Origin of the sequence: Butyricicoccus pullicaecorum, from assembly GCF_002160355.1 — a bacterium.
Taxonomy (GTDB): domain Bacteria; phylum Bacillota; class Clostridia; order Oscillospirales; family Butyricicoccaceae; genus Butyricicoccus; species Butyricicoccus pullicaecorum.
Genome location: NZ_NFKK01000001.1, coordinates 117,507 through 136,421, shown reverse-complemented (window position 1 = coordinate 136,421; position 18,915 = coordinate 117,507). Strand labels below are relative to the sequence as shown.

At 57.5% G+C, this 18,915-nt stretch carries 16 protein-coding genes; all 16 read right to left on the bottom strand.

The features are described 5' to 3' along the window. Positions 1-546: 546 nt before the first annotated feature. Positions 547-729: a 30S ribosomal protein S21 gene (gene rpsU, locus B5F17_RS00665; protein WP_016148289.1), complete on the bottom strand. Its 183-nt coding sequence runs from the start codon at positions 727-729 to the stop codon at positions 547-549. Positions 730-903: 174 nt separating this feature from the next. Continuing rightward, a complete protein-coding gene (leuS, locus tag B5F17_RS00660) occupies positions 904-3,339 on the bottom strand; it encodes a leucine--tRNA ligase (RefSeq protein ID WP_040332869.1) in 2,436 nt (811 codons plus the stop codon). A 49-nt stretch (positions 3,340-3,388) separates the two neighbouring features. Then, positions 3,389-3,763, bottom strand: a complete 375-nt coding sequence (gene rsfS / locus B5F17_RS00655) for a ribosome silencing factor (RefSeq protein ID WP_016148291.1) — start codon at positions 3,761-3,763, stop codon at positions 3,389-3,391. Between the two features lie 23 nt (positions 3,764-3,786). Then, a complete protein-coding gene (locus B5F17_RS00650; protein WP_087369838.1) occupies positions 3,787-5,346 on the bottom strand; it encodes an LCP family protein in 1,560 nt (519 codons plus the stop codon). Between the two features lie 5 nt (positions 5,347-5,351). Continuing rightward, positions 5,352-5,951 (bottom strand): bis(5'-nucleosyl)-tetraphosphatase (symmetrical) YqeK, encoded by a 600-nt coding sequence (gene yqeK / locus B5F17_RS00645; protein ID WP_016148293.1) that lies wholly within the window; start codon positions 5,949-5,951, stop codon positions 5,352-5,354. Positions 5,952-5,966: 15 nt separating this feature from the next. Next, positions 5,967-6,581, bottom strand: a complete 615-nt coding sequence (gene nadD, locus B5F17_RS00640) for a nicotinate (nicotinamide) nucleotide adenylyltransferase (protein ID WP_087369836.1) — start codon at positions 6,579-6,581, stop codon at positions 5,967-5,969. A 3-nt stretch (positions 6,582-6,584) separates the two neighbouring features. Continuing rightward, positions 6,585-6,884, bottom strand: a complete 300-nt coding sequence (locus B5F17_RS00635; RefSeq protein WP_016148295.1) for a YhbY family RNA-binding protein — start codon at positions 6,882-6,884, stop codon at positions 6,585-6,587. Between the two features lie 24 nt (positions 6,885-6,908). Continuing rightward, on the bottom strand, positions 6,909-7,490 hold the full coding sequence (rdgB, locus tag B5F17_RS00630) for an RdgB/HAM1 family non-canonical purine NTP pyrophosphatase (RefSeq protein WP_087369834.1): 582 nt from the start codon (positions 7,488-7,490) through the stop codon (positions 6,909-6,911). A 3-nt stretch (positions 7,491-7,493) separates the two neighbouring features. Next, positions 7,494-8,213: a ribonuclease PH gene (rph, locus tag B5F17_RS00625; protein ID WP_087369832.1), complete on the bottom strand. Its 720-nt coding sequence runs from the start codon at positions 8,211-8,213 to the stop codon at positions 7,494-7,496. Then, on the bottom strand, positions 8,210-9,136 hold the full coding sequence (ftsY, locus tag B5F17_RS00620; protein ID WP_016148298.1) for a signal recognition particle-docking protein FtsY: 927 nt from the start codon (positions 9,134-9,136) through the stop codon (positions 8,210-8,212). The genes rph and ftsY overlap by 4 nt, the downstream gene beginning before the upstream one ends. 24 nt (positions 9,137-9,160) lie before the next feature. Beyond that, the gene (smc, locus tag B5F17_RS00615) at positions 9,161-12,736 is read right to left on the bottom strand and encodes a chromosome segregation protein SMC (protein ID WP_087369830.1); all 3,576 of its coding nucleotides are present in this window, start codon (positions 12,734-12,736) and stop codon (positions 9,161-9,163) included. Positions 12,737-12,934: 198 nt separating this feature from the next. Beyond that, positions 12,935-13,618: a ribonuclease III gene (rnc, locus tag B5F17_RS00610; protein ID WP_087369828.1), complete on the bottom strand. Its 684-nt coding sequence runs from the start codon at positions 13,616-13,618 to the stop codon at positions 12,935-12,937. A gap of 72 nt (positions 13,619-13,690) precedes the next feature. Beyond that, positions 13,691-13,927, bottom strand: a complete 237-nt coding sequence (gene acpP, locus B5F17_RS00605; RefSeq protein WP_016148301.1) for an acyl carrier protein — start codon at positions 13,925-13,927, stop codon at positions 13,691-13,693. A gap of 93 nt (positions 13,928-14,020) precedes the next feature. Then, complete coding sequence (gene plsX / locus B5F17_RS00600) at positions 14,021-15,034, bottom strand: phosphate acyltransferase PlsX (RefSeq protein ID WP_087369826.1); 1,014 nt, start codon at positions 15,032-15,034, stop codon at positions 14,021-14,023. Further along, positions 15,031-16,344 (bottom strand): methylenetetrahydrofolate--tRNA-(uracil(54)-C(5))-methyltransferase (FADH(2)-oxidizing) TrmFO, encoded by a 1,314-nt coding sequence (gene trmFO, locus B5F17_RS00595; RefSeq protein ID WP_087369824.1) that lies wholly within the window; start codon positions 16,342-16,344, stop codon positions 15,031-15,033. Before trmFO ends, plsX begins: the two co-directional genes overlap by 4 nt. Further along, the gene (gene topA / locus B5F17_RS00590) at positions 16,341-18,899 is read right to left on the bottom strand and encodes a type I DNA topoisomerase (RefSeq protein WP_087369822.1); all 2,559 of its coding nucleotides are present in this window, start codon (positions 18,897-18,899) and stop codon (positions 16,341-16,343) included. The genes trmFO and topA overlap by 4 nt, the downstream gene beginning before the upstream one ends. Positions 18,900-18,915 lie beyond the last annotated feature (16 nt).

Sequence of the window (18,915 nt, the reverse complement as noted above, 5' to 3'; positions counted from 1 at the left end):
TTTTTGATTCACAATTGGTTCTATTATATGCCATCTCAGCCATTTTTGTCAAATGGGATGTACTTTTTTGCCCTTCCTTGCCGTATGTTCTATCAAATCCTGCACCTTTCTAATATTCCTTCCCTGCCCTGCCGCACAGTATGCGAGGGCGTAAAAAAAGTTCAACGCCCGAACCTTGCGGCTCGGGCGCTGAACTCAAAAAGTAAGGATGAAAAAAGAAGGGGGATAGAAAGAAAAAGGTATCATGAAAGGAGTAGGTCACTCCTGGGGTTGGCATTGCCTTGCTCCGGCCGTACAGGGGGAATGCACGGCCGAAAGGCAATTTTGAAGGGGTAAGAAAAAAGTAGGGGGATTGGGGTAATCAGCCAGGAACGAAAAGATGGGGGAAATCTCTTGTTCTTGACTGTCTCTATTGTATCTTAACATTGTGTCGGAATCTTGTCGGAATTATGACAGATTTTTTAACGTTCTATGAAGATTTTATGAACGGAAAAAAGCAAAACACCGAAGTACGAAATGTACTTCGGTGTTGTCAAGAAAGCTTTCTTATCTGAACTTACGCTTCTTAGCGCGAGCAGCCTCAGACTTCTTACGGCGCTTTACGCTCGGGCTCTCATAATGCTCACGCTTGCGGAGCTCGGAAAGCACACCAGCCTTTGCACAGGAACGCTTGAATCTTCTCAGAGCGCTGTCCAGAGACTCGTTTTCCTTGATATGGACTTCCGACATCGTTTTCCCTCCCTCCGCGCGTTCGGCTATATCCAGAACGCTTGCGCTTCTATTAGGCGGTTCCGTTTGCTTTGAAACGGGCAAACCCATCCCAATAAAACCGTAAGATTATTATACTGAATCGCCGGTATTCTGTCAAGAGTAAATTTCAAAGAAATCCGATCTTACAAAATTTTATTTTACGACCAGATTGATGATCTTATTCTTAACGACGATGGTCTTGACGATATTCTTGCCGGCAACGGCATTCTTGACCTTCTCGTCTGCCAGTGCGGTATCGATTGCCAGCTGCTGCTCGCAGTCCATGGGCAGCTTGACGGTCGACTTGAGCTTACCGTTGACCTGTACGCCGATCTCGATGGAGGACTCGACGGTCTTGGACTCGTCGAATACCGGCCAGCTCTCGAGCGACAGCACGGTGTCATGACCCAGCATCTGCCACAGCTCTTCGGTGACGTGCGGTGCAAAGGGGTTTGCCAGCTTGAGCAGGGTCTCGTACTCTGCACGATTGACGCCCTTGTCGTAGAACTGGTTGACCAGGCTCATCAGCGCTGCAATTGCAGTATTGTTCTTGAGGTTCTCGATATCCTCGCCGACCTTCTTGATGGTCTTGTGGATAATGGTCTCGTTCTCCTCGGTGTAAGCGTCGCCGTCCTTGACCTGCTCGTACAGGTTCCAGATACGCTCGACGAAGCGGCGGCAGCCCTTGATCGAGGTGGACGACCACGGTGCAGCCTTCTCAAAGTCACCGATGAACATCTCGTACAGACGCATGGTATCTGCGCCGTAGGTCTCGACGATCTCGTCGGGATTTACGACGTTGCCGCGGGACTTGGACATCTTCTCGCCGTTCTCGCCCAGAATCATGCCGTGCGAGGTGCGCTTTGCGTAGGGCTCCTTGGTGGGCACAACGCCGATATCGTACAGGAACTTATGCCAGAAACGGCTGTACAGCAGGTGCAGCGTGGTGTGCTCCATACCGCCGTTGTACCAGTCTACCGGGCTCCAGTACTCCAGTGCTTCCTTGGAGCACAGCTCCTTGTCGTTGTGCGGGTCCATGTAGCGCAGGAAGTACCAGGACGAACCAGCCCACTGGGGCATGGTGTCGGTCTCGCGCTTTGCCGGACCGCCGCAGCACGGGCAGGTGGTATTGACCCAATCGGTCATCTTAGCCAGCGGGGACTCGCCGTTCTCGGTCGGCTCGTAGGAATCGACCTCGGGCAGAGTCAGCGGCAGCTGATCTTCGGGCAGCGGAACAAAACCGCACTTTTCACAGTGTACGATCGGGATGGGTTCGCCCCAGTAACGCTGACGGGAGAATACCCAGTCACGCAGCTTGTAGTTAACCTTCTGGTGACCGATGCCCTTCTCTTCCAGCCATGCGATCATCGCCGGGATAGCATCCTTGACCGTCTTGCCGTCCAGGAAGCCGGAATGTACCAGAATACCGGTCTCGTCCTTTGCGGTGAATGCAGCCTTCTGCACGTCCTCGCCGCCTGCTACGACCTCGATAATCTCGCAGCCGAACTTCTTTGCAAACTCCCAGTCACGGTCGTCGTGTGCCGGTACTGCCATGATGGCGCCGGTGCCGTAGCTCATCAGAACGTAGTCCGATACGAAAATCGGGATTTCCTTATCGTTGACCGGATTGATCGCACGCACGCCTTCCAGACGTACGCCGGTCTTGTCCTTGTTCAGCTCGGTACGCTCGAAGTCGGACTTGCGTGCTGCTTCTTCACGGTAAGCGCGAACATCCTCGATGTTAGACAGCTTGTCTGCCCACTTCTCGATTGCCGGATGCTCGGGCGAGATAACCATGTAGGTTGCGCCGAACAGGGTGTCCGGACGGGTGGTGTAAACGGTCAGGGTGTCGCCCTCGGTGGTCTTGAAGTCGACCTCAGCACCAGTCGAACGGCCGATCCAGTTCTTCTGCTGGGTCTTGACGCGCTCGATGTAGTCTACGTCGTCCAGATCGTCGATCAGACGCTGTGCGTACTTGGTGATGGCCAGCATCCACTGGCTCTTGGTCTTGCGGACAACCTCGGAGCCACAGCGCTCACATACGCCATTTACGACTTCCTCGTTTGCCAGAACACACTTACAGGAGGTGCACCAGTTGACTGCCATCTCCTTCTTGTATGCCAGACCCTTCTTGAACAGCTGGAGGAAGATCCACTGGGTCCACTTGTAGTAGTTCGGATCGGTGGTGTTGATCTCACGCGACCAGTCGAAGGACAGACCGAGCGACTTGAGCTGGCTCTTGAAGCGTGCGACGTTGTTCTTGGTGACCTCTGCCGGATGAATGTGGTTCTTGATAGCAAAGTTCTCGGTGGGCAGGCCGAATGCGTCCCAACCCATCGGGTAGAGCACGTTATAGCCCTGCATGCGCTTCTTGCGCGCTGCGATATCAAGCGCGGTGTAGGAACGCGGATGGCCTACGTGCAGACCCATGCCGGACGGGTACGGGAACTCGACCAGCGCATAGAACTTGGGCTTTGTGTAATCATTGGGCGCGACGAAGCATTCCTTCTCGTCCCAAATCTGCTGCCATTTTGCTTCGACAGCCTTGTGATCGTACTTATTCAACGGTATAACCCCCAATGCTTTCATCGGGCGGCACGGCTTCACCCGTACCGCCCGCTGCAAAATCTAAAATAAATTACTGAACTTCCTCGTCCTGCACGCCCAGCTCCTTGAGCGAAATCGGCGTGCCATCCTTCCACAGGTTCTCCAGATTGTAGAACTTGCGTGCCTCGGGTACGAATACGTGCACCAGAACGCTGCCGTAGTCGAGCAGAATCCAGGTCGAGGACTCAAAGCCCTCGATGTGGTGCGGGGTGATGTCGTGGTCGTACTTGAGGTGATATTCTACGCTGTCTGCCAGCGCCTTAACCTGGGTGGTCGAGGTCGCGGTGCAGATGACGAAATACTCGGTCAAAGAGGTCAGGTGCTCAACGTGCAGAACGTCGATCTCCTTGCCCTTGCGCTCCAAAAGCGCCTCACAGATATATCTTGCTGTCTCCTGTGCGTTCATTTACGCTCTCCTTTTTATCAATCTTATGCTTCCGGGTCTCCTGCGACCGGAGCCTCGGGCTCCGGCTCGGACGGGGTGGACTGACTGCTGTCAGAACCCGCGTCCGAAGAAGATCCGCTTGTATTGCTGTCCGAACCGGTGTCCGAGCCGCTGCTCGATCCACCGCTCGATTCACTGTCCGAGGAATCCGAGGAGCTATCCTCGCCGCTGCCCGAATCGGACGACGACTCCGAATCGCTGTTATCCGACGAGCTGCTGCTGTCAGACGAGGAATTATCCTCCGAATCCGAGGTATCCGTGCTGCCGCTGCTCTCGCTGTCCGGCTCTTCGGTCTCCTCGTCTGCCTCTTCCTGTCCGCTGTAATCGTACTCATCTTCCTCGCTCGAGGTATTCTCGCGGCGTACGCCGTCCGGCGGGGACTCGATGACATCCAGCGACGTGATGGGCTTATCATACGGGTTAAAGTAGGTGTTTACAAGCTCGAGCGTCTCTGCCTCGTTCGGGAAGAAGAAAGACAGATAAGCGTCGCTGCCTGCATACGAGCTTGCCGGATAGCCCGGCAGGGTAAACATCTGGATGTTTGCGGTATCTACCTGCATGGCCTGATTTGCCATCCAGACGATCTCACCCAGAGTCAGATCGGTCTTTACATTGTTGAACACCGCTTCGGCAATGGGCTTTGCCTTGAGGATATTCTCGGGCTTTAAGATCTGCTCGGCCAGATACTTGAGGAACTCCTGCTGCTTCTGAATACGGCTCTCATCGCCGCCGTCATAGCCCTCGGTCTGCAGATAAGTGTAACCGGGATCGTTATGACGCCAGCGCAGGAACTCAACGACCTGCTCGCCGTTCATGTGCTGCATACCAGGTTCAAAGTAGATATACAGATCCTGTACCGGATCGTTGTAGATCATCTTAAACGGTACGTTGTAATCGATGCCGCCGATGGCGTCAACGATCTGCGCGATGCCGTCGAAGTTGACGACGATATACTTATCCGGTGTAAATCCGATGACTTTTTTAACTTCCTTTAAGGTATTGTCAATATCCTGATGCGAACCGTAAGCCGCGTTGATCTTGCGGCTCGCGCCCGTGCGGTTATTGTTGCACATGACGTCACGCGGGATATTGAGTACATTGACCTTATGGTTCTTGGTATCAAAACCGACGACCATCATGTTATCGGTACGGGTCTCATCGATATCGGTTGCGCACACGAGGAAGGTAAAGTAATCGCTGATGCGCTGGCCGGGATCGACGGTCACCGCGTCACCATTTTCGGTGTCGACGATGGTCTTGTCGTTCTCGTGTACCTTGATCTCGGGCGGCTTGATAAAGTGCACGGCAGCAAAGGCTGCGCCCGCAAGCAGAAAAGCGATGATGGCAAAAATCAGCAGAACCATGCTCTTTTTGCTGCTTTTCTTCCCTTTTCCCTTGGTCTTTTTCCCGCCTCCTCCAGCGTCCTGAACATCGGTCAGATGATAGTCCGGATCGCCGTCATAAGGGGTATAAACGGACACATCTTTTTTCTTCTTCTTGTCTTTTTTGCTCCGTTTGCTGGCTTTGCTGCCAAAGATCTTCATGCTTTTTACACTCCGCTTCCTTCCGCGCCAAACTTGCGCTGTACGCCTTGCCGAATGAGCGCATTGCGGGCAGCCATGGTATCGGGATGGATGAGTTTCCCGCGGCTGAGCAGATCGTAGAGCGACTGATCGAAGCAGTACAGCAGCGCTTCATCGATATCGGTCTTGGCCAGTTCTCTGGCAGGCTCTACGCCGTCAAAATCCCGTGTTTCCTCGATGTAATCGGCAAGATAGATGATTTTGTCGAGCAGCGTCATGTCTGCTTTGCCGGTCGTATGGCAGGCGATGGCATCGACGATATCCTGCGGTGCGCCGTACTCATGCTGAGCGATGGCGGCGGCTGTTTTGCCGTGCAGCATTTTCCACTCGATTTTTTCGATATCACAGGGTATTATACCGTATTTATCGCATAAATACAACTGTTCTTCTTTAGAAAGTCGTTTTGTTATGTCATGCAGCAGTGCCGCGAAAGCGGCTTTTTCCACGTCTCCGCCGAACCGTTCAGCGAGCATTTTGGCCGCTCGCTCACAGCCGAGCGTATGAGTATAGCGATAGCCGGACAGACGAGATAAGATGGACTGTCGTTCGAGTTCTGTACATAACATAACAAAAACCGCCTTTCAAACTGTCATTTTATTCGGAAATTTTTCATATAACCGATTTTCCCGGATGTATGCCGCAACCGGCGGCGGGGTCATTTGTTCAAAGAAGCCGATGCGGCGCACGTCGGTCGACGAGAGCGGAAGCACCGGGGCATCGATGAGCGAAATTTTTGCGTTCATCGTGTGCCGCAAGAGCTCTGCCTTATCGCGCAGCGCCTGCTGATCGTTCACATCGCGTGCGACCACGGCCAGACGTGCCAGACGCGCGATTTCCTCGGGTGCACGCCAGCACACGTCGAAGGACAACAGCATATCGGTGCCAACGATCAGGGTCAGGTCGTCATATCCCGCATCGTGCAGCGCGTGCAGGGTGTCGACCGTATAGCTCGCACCGCCGCGGCGCACTTCGATGTCGCACAGCTCGGCCCAGTCATACGGCTCGGCCATCAGGCGCACCATCTCGCACCGCTGCTGGGCCGTCGCGCTGCCCTCGGGAATCTTCTTGTGCGGCGGCAGGTTGGTCGGGATGAAGAGCACCCGGTCCAGTCCGAGTGCCTCCCGCACGTGCTTTGCCGCGGCCAGATGACCGTTGTGCGGCGGGTTGAACGTCCCGCCGAGCACTCCTGTCTTCATCGCTTACTTCTCCAGTACGATCTTGCGCTTGTCCGGATCGGAGGACTGGCGGTACAGCACAAACTTGGTGCCGATGCACTGTACACCGTCGGCTCCGGTCGCCTCGCACAGCGCCTCGGATACGGTCTTGGGCGTGAGCATCGCGTTTTCGAGCACCTTGCCCTTGACCAGCTCATGGTTCTCCAGCAGAACCTCGAGCTGAGAGATGACACCGTCGGTCACGCCATCCTTGCCGATGTGCAGGGTGACGGCCAGGGGGTTGGATAACTTGCGCAGATATGCGCGCTGTTTACTGGTCAGCATAAATTTTTCTCCTGTTTTCGTAAATTATTTGAGTCGTTTGCTCAGGGCGTTCGCCAGCTTTTGCAGCGCACGTCCCCGATGGGAAATCTGATTTTTGGTCTGCTGGGACAGCTCGCCAAACGTACAGTCGTATTCGCGTACATAGAACAGTGGATCGTAGCCGAAGCCACCCGTGCCGTGCAGCTCGGTCAGGATCTCACCCTCGCACTCGCCGCGCACGTTGATTTCCTGTCCGTCGGGCAGCACGCAGCAGATTGCGCACACAAAACGCGCCTGCCGCTCGCACTCGTCAATGTGCTCCATGTTCTTGAGCAGGAACAGGTTGCGGTCGTTGTCCGTGCCCGGGCAGTACCGTGCCGAGTAGACACCCGGCGCACCGTCCAGTGCGTCAACTTCCAGTCCGGAATCGTCCGCAATGGCGGGCAGTCCGGTGTGTGCATGTGCTGCAAGCGCCTTGATCCGCGCGTTCTCCTCGAACGTAGTGCCGTCCTCAGCCGGTTCCGGAGCATCGTCGGGCAGAGCCACAACTTCGATGCCCAGTCCACCCAGAATGGCCGACAGCTCGTCCAGTTTCTTCTTGTTATGAGACGCCAATACAAACCGCATGATTTAGTCCTCCATTGCCGCACGCTGCGCCGCGCACAGCACTGCGTTGCCCGTGCTGCCCAGTGCCAAAAGCTGGGTCAGCTCGTCCTTGCTGAACGGTCTTCCCTCACCTGTGCCCTGAATCTCGACGAACTCGCCCGAGCCGGTCATAATGAGGTTACAGTCTACAATCGCGTGAGAGTCCTCGGCATAATTGAGGTCGAGGACAGCCTCATCCTCGAAAATACCGGCAGAAACCGCCGATACGGTGTCGGTCAGCGGCATTTTTTCAATCACACCGCTGTCGACCAGCTTCTTGCAGGCAATCCACAGGGCGACATAGCCGCCAGTGATGGACGCGCAACGCGTACCGCCGTCGGCCTGAATAACATCGCAGTCTACCACGATCTGACGCTCGCCCAGTGCCTCACGATCGACGACCGCACGCAGCGCACGTCCGATCAGGCGCTGAATCTCAGCCGAGCGGCCATTGAGCTTGAGCTTGGAAATGTCACGCGGCGAGCGCGTGTTGGTCGCGCGCGGCAGCATGGAATACTCGGCGGTGACCCAGCCAAGGCCGGTGTCTTTGAGGAAGGGTGGTACCTTCTCCTCGACCGTCGCGTTGCAGATAACCTTAGTGTTGCCGCAGGAAATCAGTACCGATCCCTCTGCATGCATGGTGAAATCCTTGATGATCTGAATGGGGCGCATCTCGTCTGCGCGTCTTCCGTCTGGCCTTGTCATGATTCCATATCCTCCACGGGAGGCAGCAGCGCCTCCAGAAATTCCGAACGATTAAAGTCCATCAGGTCGTCGATGCCCTCACCGACACCGACCAGCTTGACCGGGACACCCAAACCTGCCGAGATGGCAACCACGATACCGCCCTTGGCCGTGCCGTCGAGCTTGGTCAGGATGATACCGGTGAGCTTTGCCACCTTGTTGAACGACTCAGCCTGATAGACCGCGTTCTGACCGGTGGTGGCATCCAGCACCAGCAGGGTCTCGCGTGCTGCGCCGGGCAGCTCACGGTCGATGATGCGGTCAATCTTGCCCAGCTCGTTCATCAGGTTCTGCTTGTTGTGCAGACGGCCTGCGGTGTCGATGATGATGACATCCGAGCCGCGTGCTTTGGCTGCCGCGATCGAGTCAAAAACAACCGCTGCCGGGTCGGAACCCTCGCCGTGGCGCACGATGTCGGCACCTGCGCGCTTGGCCCAGATCTCGAGCTGATCGGCTGCCGCTGCGCGGAAGGTATCGGCTGCCGACAGCATGACCTTCTTGCCCTCTGCCACATAGCGGGAAGCAATCTTGCCGATGGACGTGGTCTTGCCCACGCCATTGACGCCGATGACCAGGATGACCGCCGGCTTGGTGTCCAGATGCAGCTCGGTGTCGTGGTCCATCATGTCGGACAGCACGTCCTTGAGTACACAGCGCAGCGCAAGCGGGGTATCGATGCGCTGATGCTTTGCGATGTCTTCCACCTTCTCGGTGGCCTCGGCTGCGACCGTCGCGCCGATGTCGGACAGAATGAGCGCCTCTTCGAGCTGCTCGAGCGAGTCGGCATCGATCTTGACGAAGGTGCTCATGATGTCGCTGAACTGCTCGCTCACCGCGTCGGTGGTGCGCTTGAGTCCTTGCTTGATCTTATCAAAAAATCCCATATTTTTACTCCTTTACGGATATTTTTAAGCGATAGTCCCCTGGAATTTGCGCTCGGCCTCGGCCAGATTGAGCATCAGCATACGCGACACGCCCTGCTCCTGCATGGTCACGCCGTAGAGCATGTCGGCCTCCTCCATCGTACCGCGTCGGTGCGTGATGGCGATGAACTGGGTCGCACCCGACAGGCGGCGCAGATACTGCGCGTATCTGGCGACGTTCACATCGTCCAGTGCGGCCTCGATCTCGTCGAGCACACAGAACGGTGTCGGACGCACCTTGAGGATGGCAAAGTAGAGCGCGATGGCGACAAATGCCTTTTCACCGCCCGACAGCAGGGTGATGGTCTTGACCGCCTTGCCCGGCGGGCTGACCTTGATGTCGATGCCGCAGTTTAGGATATCTGAGGTGTCGGCCAGCTGCAATTCGGCATGACCGCCGCCAAAGATCTCGGTGAAGGTCTCACCGAAATAGTGGTTGAGCTTGGCAAACTCCGAGGCAAAAATCTCCTTCATGCGCACGGTCAGCTCGTCAATGACCTTTTGCAGCTCGCGCTGCGCGGTCTCCAGATCGTCCTTCTGCGTGCGCAGGAATTCAAAGCGTTCGGTCAGCGCAGCGTAAGCCTGCGGCGCGTCCAAGTTGACGTTGCCCAGCGTGCGCATCTGCGTGCGCAGCGTATCGGCCTGACTGCGCGCCGCGGCCGGGTCGGGCAGTTCGATCCGAATGGCTTCCGCCGGGGTCGGTGTCAGCTCGTAAGTCTCCCACATCTTATCCAAGATCTGGGTCTCCTCGTTTTTCAGCTGCACGCCCAGTGCCGTCAAGCGACCATTTTCCCGCTCGAGCGACAAAATCTCATCGTTTCGGCTCTGCGCCTGCCGGTCGACCTTGGTGCGCTCGGCCTCGATGCGCATGCGCTGGTCGCTTTGCGCCCGCAACAGCTCGTGCAGACGGTCAAGATCCTGTCCGCCGTCCTGCTGCATCTGCCGTGCTTCGGCCAGCTGCTGCCGCATCTGCTCGGCTTCCTGCTCAAATCGCACGACTGCCTGCTCGCTCGCATTCAGTCCAGCCGCCATTTCACTGCGCAGACGTTCCAGATTTTCAGCCGCACGCTGTTCGGCGGCAAATTCGGTACGATTTTCCGCCTGCGCGGTGCGTACCTGCTGCATCTGCATGATGCAGTCGTCGTGCGCAGCCTCCCAGGCATTCTGGCGCTCGTCCAGCGTCTGCCGTTCGGCGGCAATCTGCGCGAGCGCCGCCGCACAATCGGACAACCGCTGTTCGGTGTCCGCGATGGCCTGCTCATATTGTGCCCGGGCTGCGTCCAAATTGTCGCGCTCGAGTCGGAAACCTTCCAATCGGGTGCGCAGGCTGTCCACCTTGGCACCGCGCTGTGCGACCACCGTCTGCAAGCGCGTGTGCTCCTGCTGTTGGTTCGCGCGTTCGCCCTCGATGGCACGGCGGTCATACTCAACCGCGGCCAGCTCACTTTTGGCAGTATGTACCGCCTGCTCGGCCTGCTGTCTGGTCTGCTCCAGCTCTTTGGCCTTGGTTTCCAGCGTGTGCAGCTGGGACTCACGCGCCAGCACGCCGGTCGATTTGGACATCGAACCGCCGGTCATCGCACCGCCTGCCTGGATGGTCTGGCCGTCCAAAGTGACGATACGGAAACGGTTGTGGTATTTTTTCGCAATGTTCAGCGCCGCGTCCATGTCCTCGGCCACGACCGTACGCGCAAGCAGGTTCTGCACAACGGCACGATATGCAGCCGAACTTTCAACCAGCTGATCGGCCGTACCGCACACACCGGGACAGGTTTCCAGTCCGCTCTCCTTGAGACTCATAGGACGGATGGTATCGAGCGGCAAGAAAGTAGCGCGGCCGCCGTCGGTGCGTTTGAGGTACTCAATCGCCCGCTTGCCGTCCTGCGGCGTGTCCACGACAATATGGGACGCCGCCGCACCCAGTGCCGTTTCGATCGCTGTGATAAACTTAGGTGATACGGTAATCAGCTCGGACACCGGGCCATGAATGCCGGTCATCCGACCGCTGTCGGCCTGCTGCATGATGCGCTTGACCGCACGCGAAAAGCCCTCGTAATCGCGCTTCATCTCGCGCAGCATGCGGATACGGTTGCCGGTGTCGGTGACCTCTGCGGTCACAGCTGCCAGCGCTGCGGTACGCTCTTCGACCTTCTTCTGTCGAATCTCAGCCTTGCGCGCCACGCCTGCCAGCTGATTTTCCGCCATTTCCAGCGCCTGACAGCAGGCATCCAGCGCATTTTGCTCGGCAAGCAGGGCTTGCTGCTCGGTTTCGAGCTGCTGCTCGGCCTGTTCGATGTCCTGTGCAATATTGCCCTTGCGGCTGTCCATGCCCGAAAGTCCGGTCTGCGCCGCGGTACGGTCGAGTTCGGCGGCAAAGCGCGCCTTTTCCTGCGCATCCTGACGGATTTGCAAGGCTTCCCGCTCACGCCGCAGCGTCTCGGCCTGCTGCTGGGCATCTGCTTCCTGCGCCTCTAAATCGCGCAGTGTGTCGATATATCCCTCATACGCCGCTTGCAGGACGGCCTGCCGTGCGGCATGTTCGGCGGTCTGCGCGTCCAGCGTGCCCGCCTGCTCATTCTGTCTGGCGCACTCGCGGCGAGCGCGCTCGATGTTGTCTGCGTTATTTTTGAGATTGGCCTCAAGCACCGCGCACCGGCTGGCCAGATCGGCGCAGCTCTGCTCGGCCGTGCGAATCTGCTGGCGCAGATCGTCGGCTGCGGCATCGGCACGGTGCAGCGCATTTGTCAGCTGCTCGGACTGTGCGTACAGCTCGGCCTGCGCGCTCTTGGCGGCATCCAGCTGCGCGCTGCACTGTGCGGCATCAGTCTGGTTCTTGTCCATCTCGCCTCGCAGACCGGTCAGACGTTCGAGCCACAGCGACACCTCGAGTGCGCGCAGCTCATCGCGCAGGCTGAGATACTGCTGTGCCTTATCGGCCTGCTCTTTGAGCGGCCCTGCCTGATTTTCCAGCTCGGTATACACATCCCGGATGCGTACCAGATTGTCCTCGGTGGCTTCCAGCCGCCGGGTGGCCTCCTCCTTGCGATAGCGGAACTTGGTCACGCCAGCCGCTTCCTCAAAGATTTCGCGGCGATCCTCGCTTTTGAGCGACAGAATCTCGTCAATGCGTCCCTGTCCGATGATGGAGTAGCCGTCCCGTCCCAGGCCGGTATCCATGAACAGTTCGTGGATGTCCTTGAGACGGCAGGGCTTTTTATTCAGTGCATATTCACTCTCGCCCGAGCGGTAATACCGCCGGGTGACCATGATCTCAGTATAATCCGAGCGAAAAACATGCTCGGCATTGTCCAGAATCAGCGACACTTCGGCAAAGCCGACCGGTCGGCGCTTCTGGGTACCGCTGAAGATGACGTCTTCCATCTTGGCGCCGCGCAGGCTGCGGGTGGACTGTTCACCCAACACCCAACGGATGGCGTCCGAGATGTTGGACTTGCCGCTGCCGTTGGGGCCAACGATGGCGGTCAGTCCACCGGCGAAGCGGATCTCGGTGCGGTCAGGAAAGGATTTGAATCCCTGAAGGATCAAACTTTTTAATATCATGCAATAACCCCATACAGGTATAGTTTCAGTTAGTATAATTTTATCACCAATCGACCGGTGAAGCAATGCGCAGACGGCATATTTTGCGGTTTGTTCAAAACCTTTGCCCGGACTTGACCGATTCGCATTTCACCATACAGAACGATACACGAAAAAAGACCAACCGTTTTGGCTGGTCTTTTGCAGCTTTTTTCCTGTTTACGCCTTGCGTACGCCCATCAGCTCGAGCGCCTGCTTGGCCGCCATCTGCTCGGCTTCCTTCTTGCTCCGACCGGTGCCCTGCGCGAAAACATTGCTGTTGAGCAGCAGCTCCATGGTGAACACCTTGGCGTGATCGGGGCCGCTCTCGCCTGCCAGACGGTATTCGAGGGTCTCCTGACGGTTTTTCTGCACGATCTCCTGCAGCTGGGTCTTGTAGTCGGTGAACGCACCGCCCTTGCGTGCTTCCTCGGCCTTGCGCGGGATGAAGCTGAGCACAAATGCGCGGGCAGGCTCGATGCCGCCGTCGAGGTAGATTGCGCCGAGCAGTGCCTCGACCGCATCTGCCAGGATGGACGGGCGCTGTCTGCCGCCTCCCTGCTCCTCGCCGTGACCCAGGCAGATCTCCTTGTCAATGCCAAGCTCCTGGGCGATTTCATACAGTGCATGTTCACATACCACCGCCGCGCGCAGCTTGGTCAGCTGACCTTCGGGCAGTTCGGGGAAGTGGTTGTAAAGATAGTCGGCTGTGACAAAGCCGAGTACGGAATCGCCGAGAAACTCGAGCCGTTCATTGTTCTGCAAATGCCGCATACGCTGCTCGTTGGCGTAAGACGAATGGGTCATCGCCTTGCGAAACAGAGCCGGATTGCGGAATCGGTAGCCGATTCGATCCTGTAACATAACGTCTCCCTTTCTATTTTCCTCGTATTTTTTGGATTACAAGGCCGGAACCCGCAGGTCCCGGCCCGTTTTTTATTCGTCGTCCTGAGCGCCGATCAGATCGACCACATCGCCGACCGTTCGAATCGAGCGTGCGGCTTCCTCACCGATCTCGCCCACGTCAAATTCTTCCTCCAGGGCCATCATCATCTCGACAAGATCGAGCGAATCTGCACCCAGATCTTCTTCAAAGGAAGTCTCCAGCGTGATCGTTTCCGGTTCTACACCGAACTGCTCGCTGAGCAGCTCACAAAGCCGTTCAAATACCATGGTTTCGCCTCCTCACCTGTCTCAAGATATTTTGATGATAGTGAGGATTTGAGCGCTTGTCAACCCCTTTTGAAAAAATTGCAAAGAGGAACTTTATTCAGCGGTCATGTGCTGGACGTTCTGCTCGATCGCCTCGATCATGCCGCTCTTTTTGTACTCGATCGCCTGACGGATGGCGTTCATAAACGCGGTCTCATTGGACGAGCCATGCGCCTTGATAACCGGACGGGAAATACCGATGAAGGGCGCACCGCCTACCGCATCCTGATCGAACAGCGAGCGGAAATCATCCATGCCCTTCTTGCAGGCCAGATAGGCAAGCTTTGTGCCCAGATTTGCGGTAAAGACATCCTTGATGGCACCCGCCATAAACTTTGCAACGCCCTCGATGGTCTTGAGCATGACATTGCCCGCAAAACCGTCGCAGACAGCGACATCGCACGCGCCCAGCGGTACATCACGACCCTCGACGTTGCCGACAAAGTTAATATGACCGGCCTCGCCTGCCGCCTTGAGCAGTGCATAGGCTTCGCGGCGCAGCGGGTCACCCTTGGAGTCCTCCGAACCGTTGTTGACCAGACCGACACGCGGGTTTGCGATGCCCTTGATCTTCTGCATGTAGAGCGAACCCATCACGCCAAACTGCAGGAGATATTCGGGAGTGCACTCGGTGTTTGCGCCTGCATCGATCAGCAGTACCTGACCGCCCTTGCAGGGCATGACCGGTGCGACCGCACCGCGGCGCACGCCCTTGATGCGCTTGCAGAACAGGGTTGCACCCGACAGCAGCGCACCGGTCGAACCAGCGCTGACAATCGCGTCAGCCTCGCCCTTCTTGACCAGATTGAGTGCCACTGCCATGGAAGACCGCGGCTTTGCACGCAGAACGGTGGCCGGGTCGTCGTGCATGTCTACCAGATCGGGTGCATGCAGGATGGTGATACCCGGGGTGTTCTCAGCATTGTGCGCCTTGAGTACCTCGCGAATCTTATCCTCCTGTCCGACCAGAATGATTTCCTCGTGGTAGTTCTGTGCGGCACGCACCGCACCGCAGACAACGGCCTCGGGCGCGTTGTCGCCGCCCATCGCGTCTACTGCAATCTTCATCTCAGCTCAAACTCCTTTTTCATGGTGTCGATCACTTCGAGCGCACGCTCGGAGATTTTTGCATTTTTCTCGCGCTTGCCGCGAATCTTATAGCCCAGCGGGTCGATGATGCCAAAGTTGATGTTCATGGGCTGGAACTTTGCCACGGTCTCGTTGGAAATGTAGCGGCCCAGTGCACCGATGGCGGTTGTCGACGGGAAGTCGGGCGCGTCCTTGCCCAGAATCTTGCAGGCAGTCGCCAGACCAGCCAGGAAGCCCGAAGCGTTGGACTCCATATATCCCTCAACACCGGTCATCTGTCCGGCAAAGCGGATACGCGGGTCGGCACGCAGGGCAAAGTTATGATCGAGCAGACGCGGCGAGTCCAGGAAGGTATTGCGGTGCATGACACCGTAGCGCACAAACTCGGCATTTCTCAGCGCCGGAATCATGGTAAAGATGCGCTTCTGCTCACCCCACTTGAGGTGGGTCTGGCAGCCGACCAGATTGTACAGGCTGCCCTGCGCGTTATCACGGCGCAGCTGAAGTACAGCGTAGGGATCGCGTCCGGTCTTGGGGTCGGGCAGACCGACCGGCTTCAAGATACCGAAGAGCAGGGTGTCGTGTCCGCGGCGTGCGTTGACCTCGATGGGCATGCAGCCCTCAAAGACCAGCTTGTCCTCAAAGCCGTGCACCTCAGCCTCTTCGGCTGTGGTCAGTGCTTCCCAGAACGCGTCGAACTCCTCGCGGGTAAACGGGCAGTTGATGTAGTCCGGGGTACCCTTGTCGTAGCGCGATGCAAAATAAGCGTGCTCCATGTCGATGGACTCAAAGGTCACGATGGGCGCTGCCGCATCGAAAAAGTGCAGGAAATCACCGCCAACGCGGGCATGGATGGCATCAAACAGCGCATCTGAGGTCAGCGGACCGGTTGCCACGATGACTTCGCCCTCTGCCGGCAGTTCGGTCACCTCACCGGGTACAACTGTGATATTGGGATGGTTTCGGATGTGCTCGGTGACGCGGCGTGCAAAGGCTTCACGGTCAACCGCGAGTGCACCGCCCGCTTCAACCTGGGTCTCGTCCGCGCAGCGCACGACCAGACCGCCCAGACGGCGCAGCTCTTCCTTGAGCAGGCCGGATGCGTTGGTCAGCTCGTTCGAGCGCAGCGAATTGGAGCAGACCAGCTCGGCAAAGTCCGCCGAATGGTGCGCCGGGGTCATCTTGTCGGGCTTCATCTCGTGGAGCTCGACCGCGATGCCGCGCTCGGCCAGCTGCCAAGCCGCCTCACAGCCGGCCAGACCGGCTCCGATTACTGTCACTTTGTTCATACTTCCTCCGTCTCCGCCTTCTTCGTGGTCTTGCGGGTGGTCTTCTTCTGCGGTTCCTCACCCTCAGCCGCTGCCTTCTTGGTCGTCCGACGGGTGGTCTTCTTGGGCTCTTCGCCCTCAGCAGTCTCGGCCTTCTTGGTCGTCTTACGGGTGGTCTTCTTGGGCTCTTCGCCCTCAGCAGTCTCGGCCTTCTTTGTCGTCTTACGGGTGGTCTTCTTCTTGGGCTCCTCACCCTCAGCCGCTGCCTTCTTGGTCGTCTTACGGGTGGCCTTCTTCTTGGGTTCCTCGCCCTCGGCATCTTCGGCCTTCTTGGTCTTGCGCGTCGTCTTTTTGGTCTTCTTCTCAGCTTCTTCGGCTTCCTTGGCCGCTGCACGCTCTGCCGCCTTAGCTGCACGCGCTTCACGGCGCTGACGATTCTTTTCGGCCTCCTCAGGCGATACGCCTTCCTTGACCAACTCCTTATAGGTACAGCCCTCACGCAGGCACACGTCGGTGACTTCCTTGGAATCGCGGTCGGTGTGACGGAACAGCGACGAGTCGCAGACTGGGCACTTGGTCTTGAGCGGCTTATCCCAGGTGATAAACTGGCAGGTCGGGTAGGTCTCGCACGAGTAGTAAACATAGCCGCGTGCAGACTTTTTCTTAACGACCTTCGCGCCGCAGGTCGGACAGGATGCACCGGTATCCTCGCTCATGGGTTTGGTGTTGGTGCACTCCGGGAAGCCCGGGCAAGCCAGGAACTTGCCGAATCGGCCCGACTTAATGACCATCTTACGGCCGCACTTCTCGCAGACAACGTCGGTTTCCTCGTCCGGGATCTTGATGCGGGTCTTGTCCAGATCCTTCTCAGCCTGCTCGAGTGCACCGGCAAAGCCATCATAGAAGGTGTGCAGCAGCTGCACATAAGCGACCTTACCCGCTTCGACTTCGTCAAGCTGGTTTTCCATGTTTGCGGTGAACTCGTAGTCGGCCACCGACTTGAATTTATCGACCAGCAGACCGGTGACGCCCTCGCCGAGCGGGGTCGGACGCAGGCTGCGGTTTTCCTTGCTGACATAATCGCGGTCAATGATGGTCGCGATGGTCGGTGCATAGGTGGACGGACGGCCGATGCCCTTCTCCTCCATCGCACGGATGAGCGAAGCCTCGGTGTAGCGTGCAGGCGGCTGGGTGAAGTGCTGTGCCGGGTCGATCTTGTCCGCCGTCAGGCTGTCGCCCTCATCAAATGCGGGCAGCGGCTTGCCGGACTCACTCTTTTCGCCCTTCTCGCTCTGCTTATCATCATCGGTGCTCTCCTCGTAGACCGCAGTAAAGCCCGGGAAGGCAACCGTATGACCGGACGCACGGAAAATATGTCCTTCGCTCGTGATATCAGCCGAAATGGTGTCCAGAATCGCGTCTGCCATCTGGCAGGCAACAAAACGCGACCAGATGAGCTTATAGAGCTTGTACTGGTCAGGGGTCAGCTGGTCGCGTACTGCCTCGGGCTCGATCTCGACGTTGGACGGACGAATGGCTTCGTGCGCGTCCTGTGCTGCGCCCTTGGTCTTAAATACGCGCGGCTTGCCCGGATAGAACTGCTCGCCGTAGCGCTTCTGAATGTATGCAGCAGCGGCAGCGGTTGCCTCGTCGGACAGACGGAGCGAGTCGGTACGCATGTAGGTGATTAGACCGGTCAGGCCGTACTCGCCGCCCAGCTCAACGCCTTCGTACAGTTCCTGTGCTACGCTCATGGTGCGTCTGGGCACCATATTGAGCTTGCGCGATGCTTCCTGCTGCAAGGTGGACGTTGTAAACGGAGGTGCAGCCGACTTTTTCTTCTTGCCTTTCTTGATGGTGGACACGAGGAACGGCTTGCCGGTGACCTCGTCCACGATCTTGCGGGTCTGTTCCTCATTTTTCAGCTCGACCTTGCCGTCAGGCTCGCCATAGTAGCGCGCGGTGAAAGTGCCGCCTGCCTGTGTGCGCAGAACGGCCTCGATCGACCAGTATTCCTCGGGCTGGAACGCACGGATTTCCTGCTCACGATCGACAACCAGACGGGTTGCGACCGACTGGACACGTCCAGCCGACAGGCCGCGCTTGACCTTGCGCCACAGGAAGGGTGACAGACGATAGCCGACGATGCGGTCGAGGATGCGGCGCGCCTGCTGCGCGTCGACCAGATCAACGTCGATATCGCGCGGATGCTCGATACCGTAGTGCACGCCCTTCTTGGTGATCTCGTTGAAGGTCACGCGCTTGTATTCTCCGTCCTTGAGATTCAACAGGCTCTTAAGATGCCAGGAAATCGCCTCACCCTCACGGTCGGGGTCGGTCGCCAGATAAACAAAGTCTGCTTCCTTGGCAGCCTTGCGCAGTTCGGAGATGATTTTATCTTTTCCCTCAATGGGGCCGTATTCCGGTTCAAAATCGTGCTCGAGATCGACACCCATGGTCTTTCTCGGCAGGTCACGCAGATGTCCCATCGAGGCTTTGACCACATAGTCGCTGCCCAGATACTTGCCAATGGTCTTTGCCTTGGCCGGGGACTCTACGATTACCAGTTTGGACATAGTATTCCTCCACTCA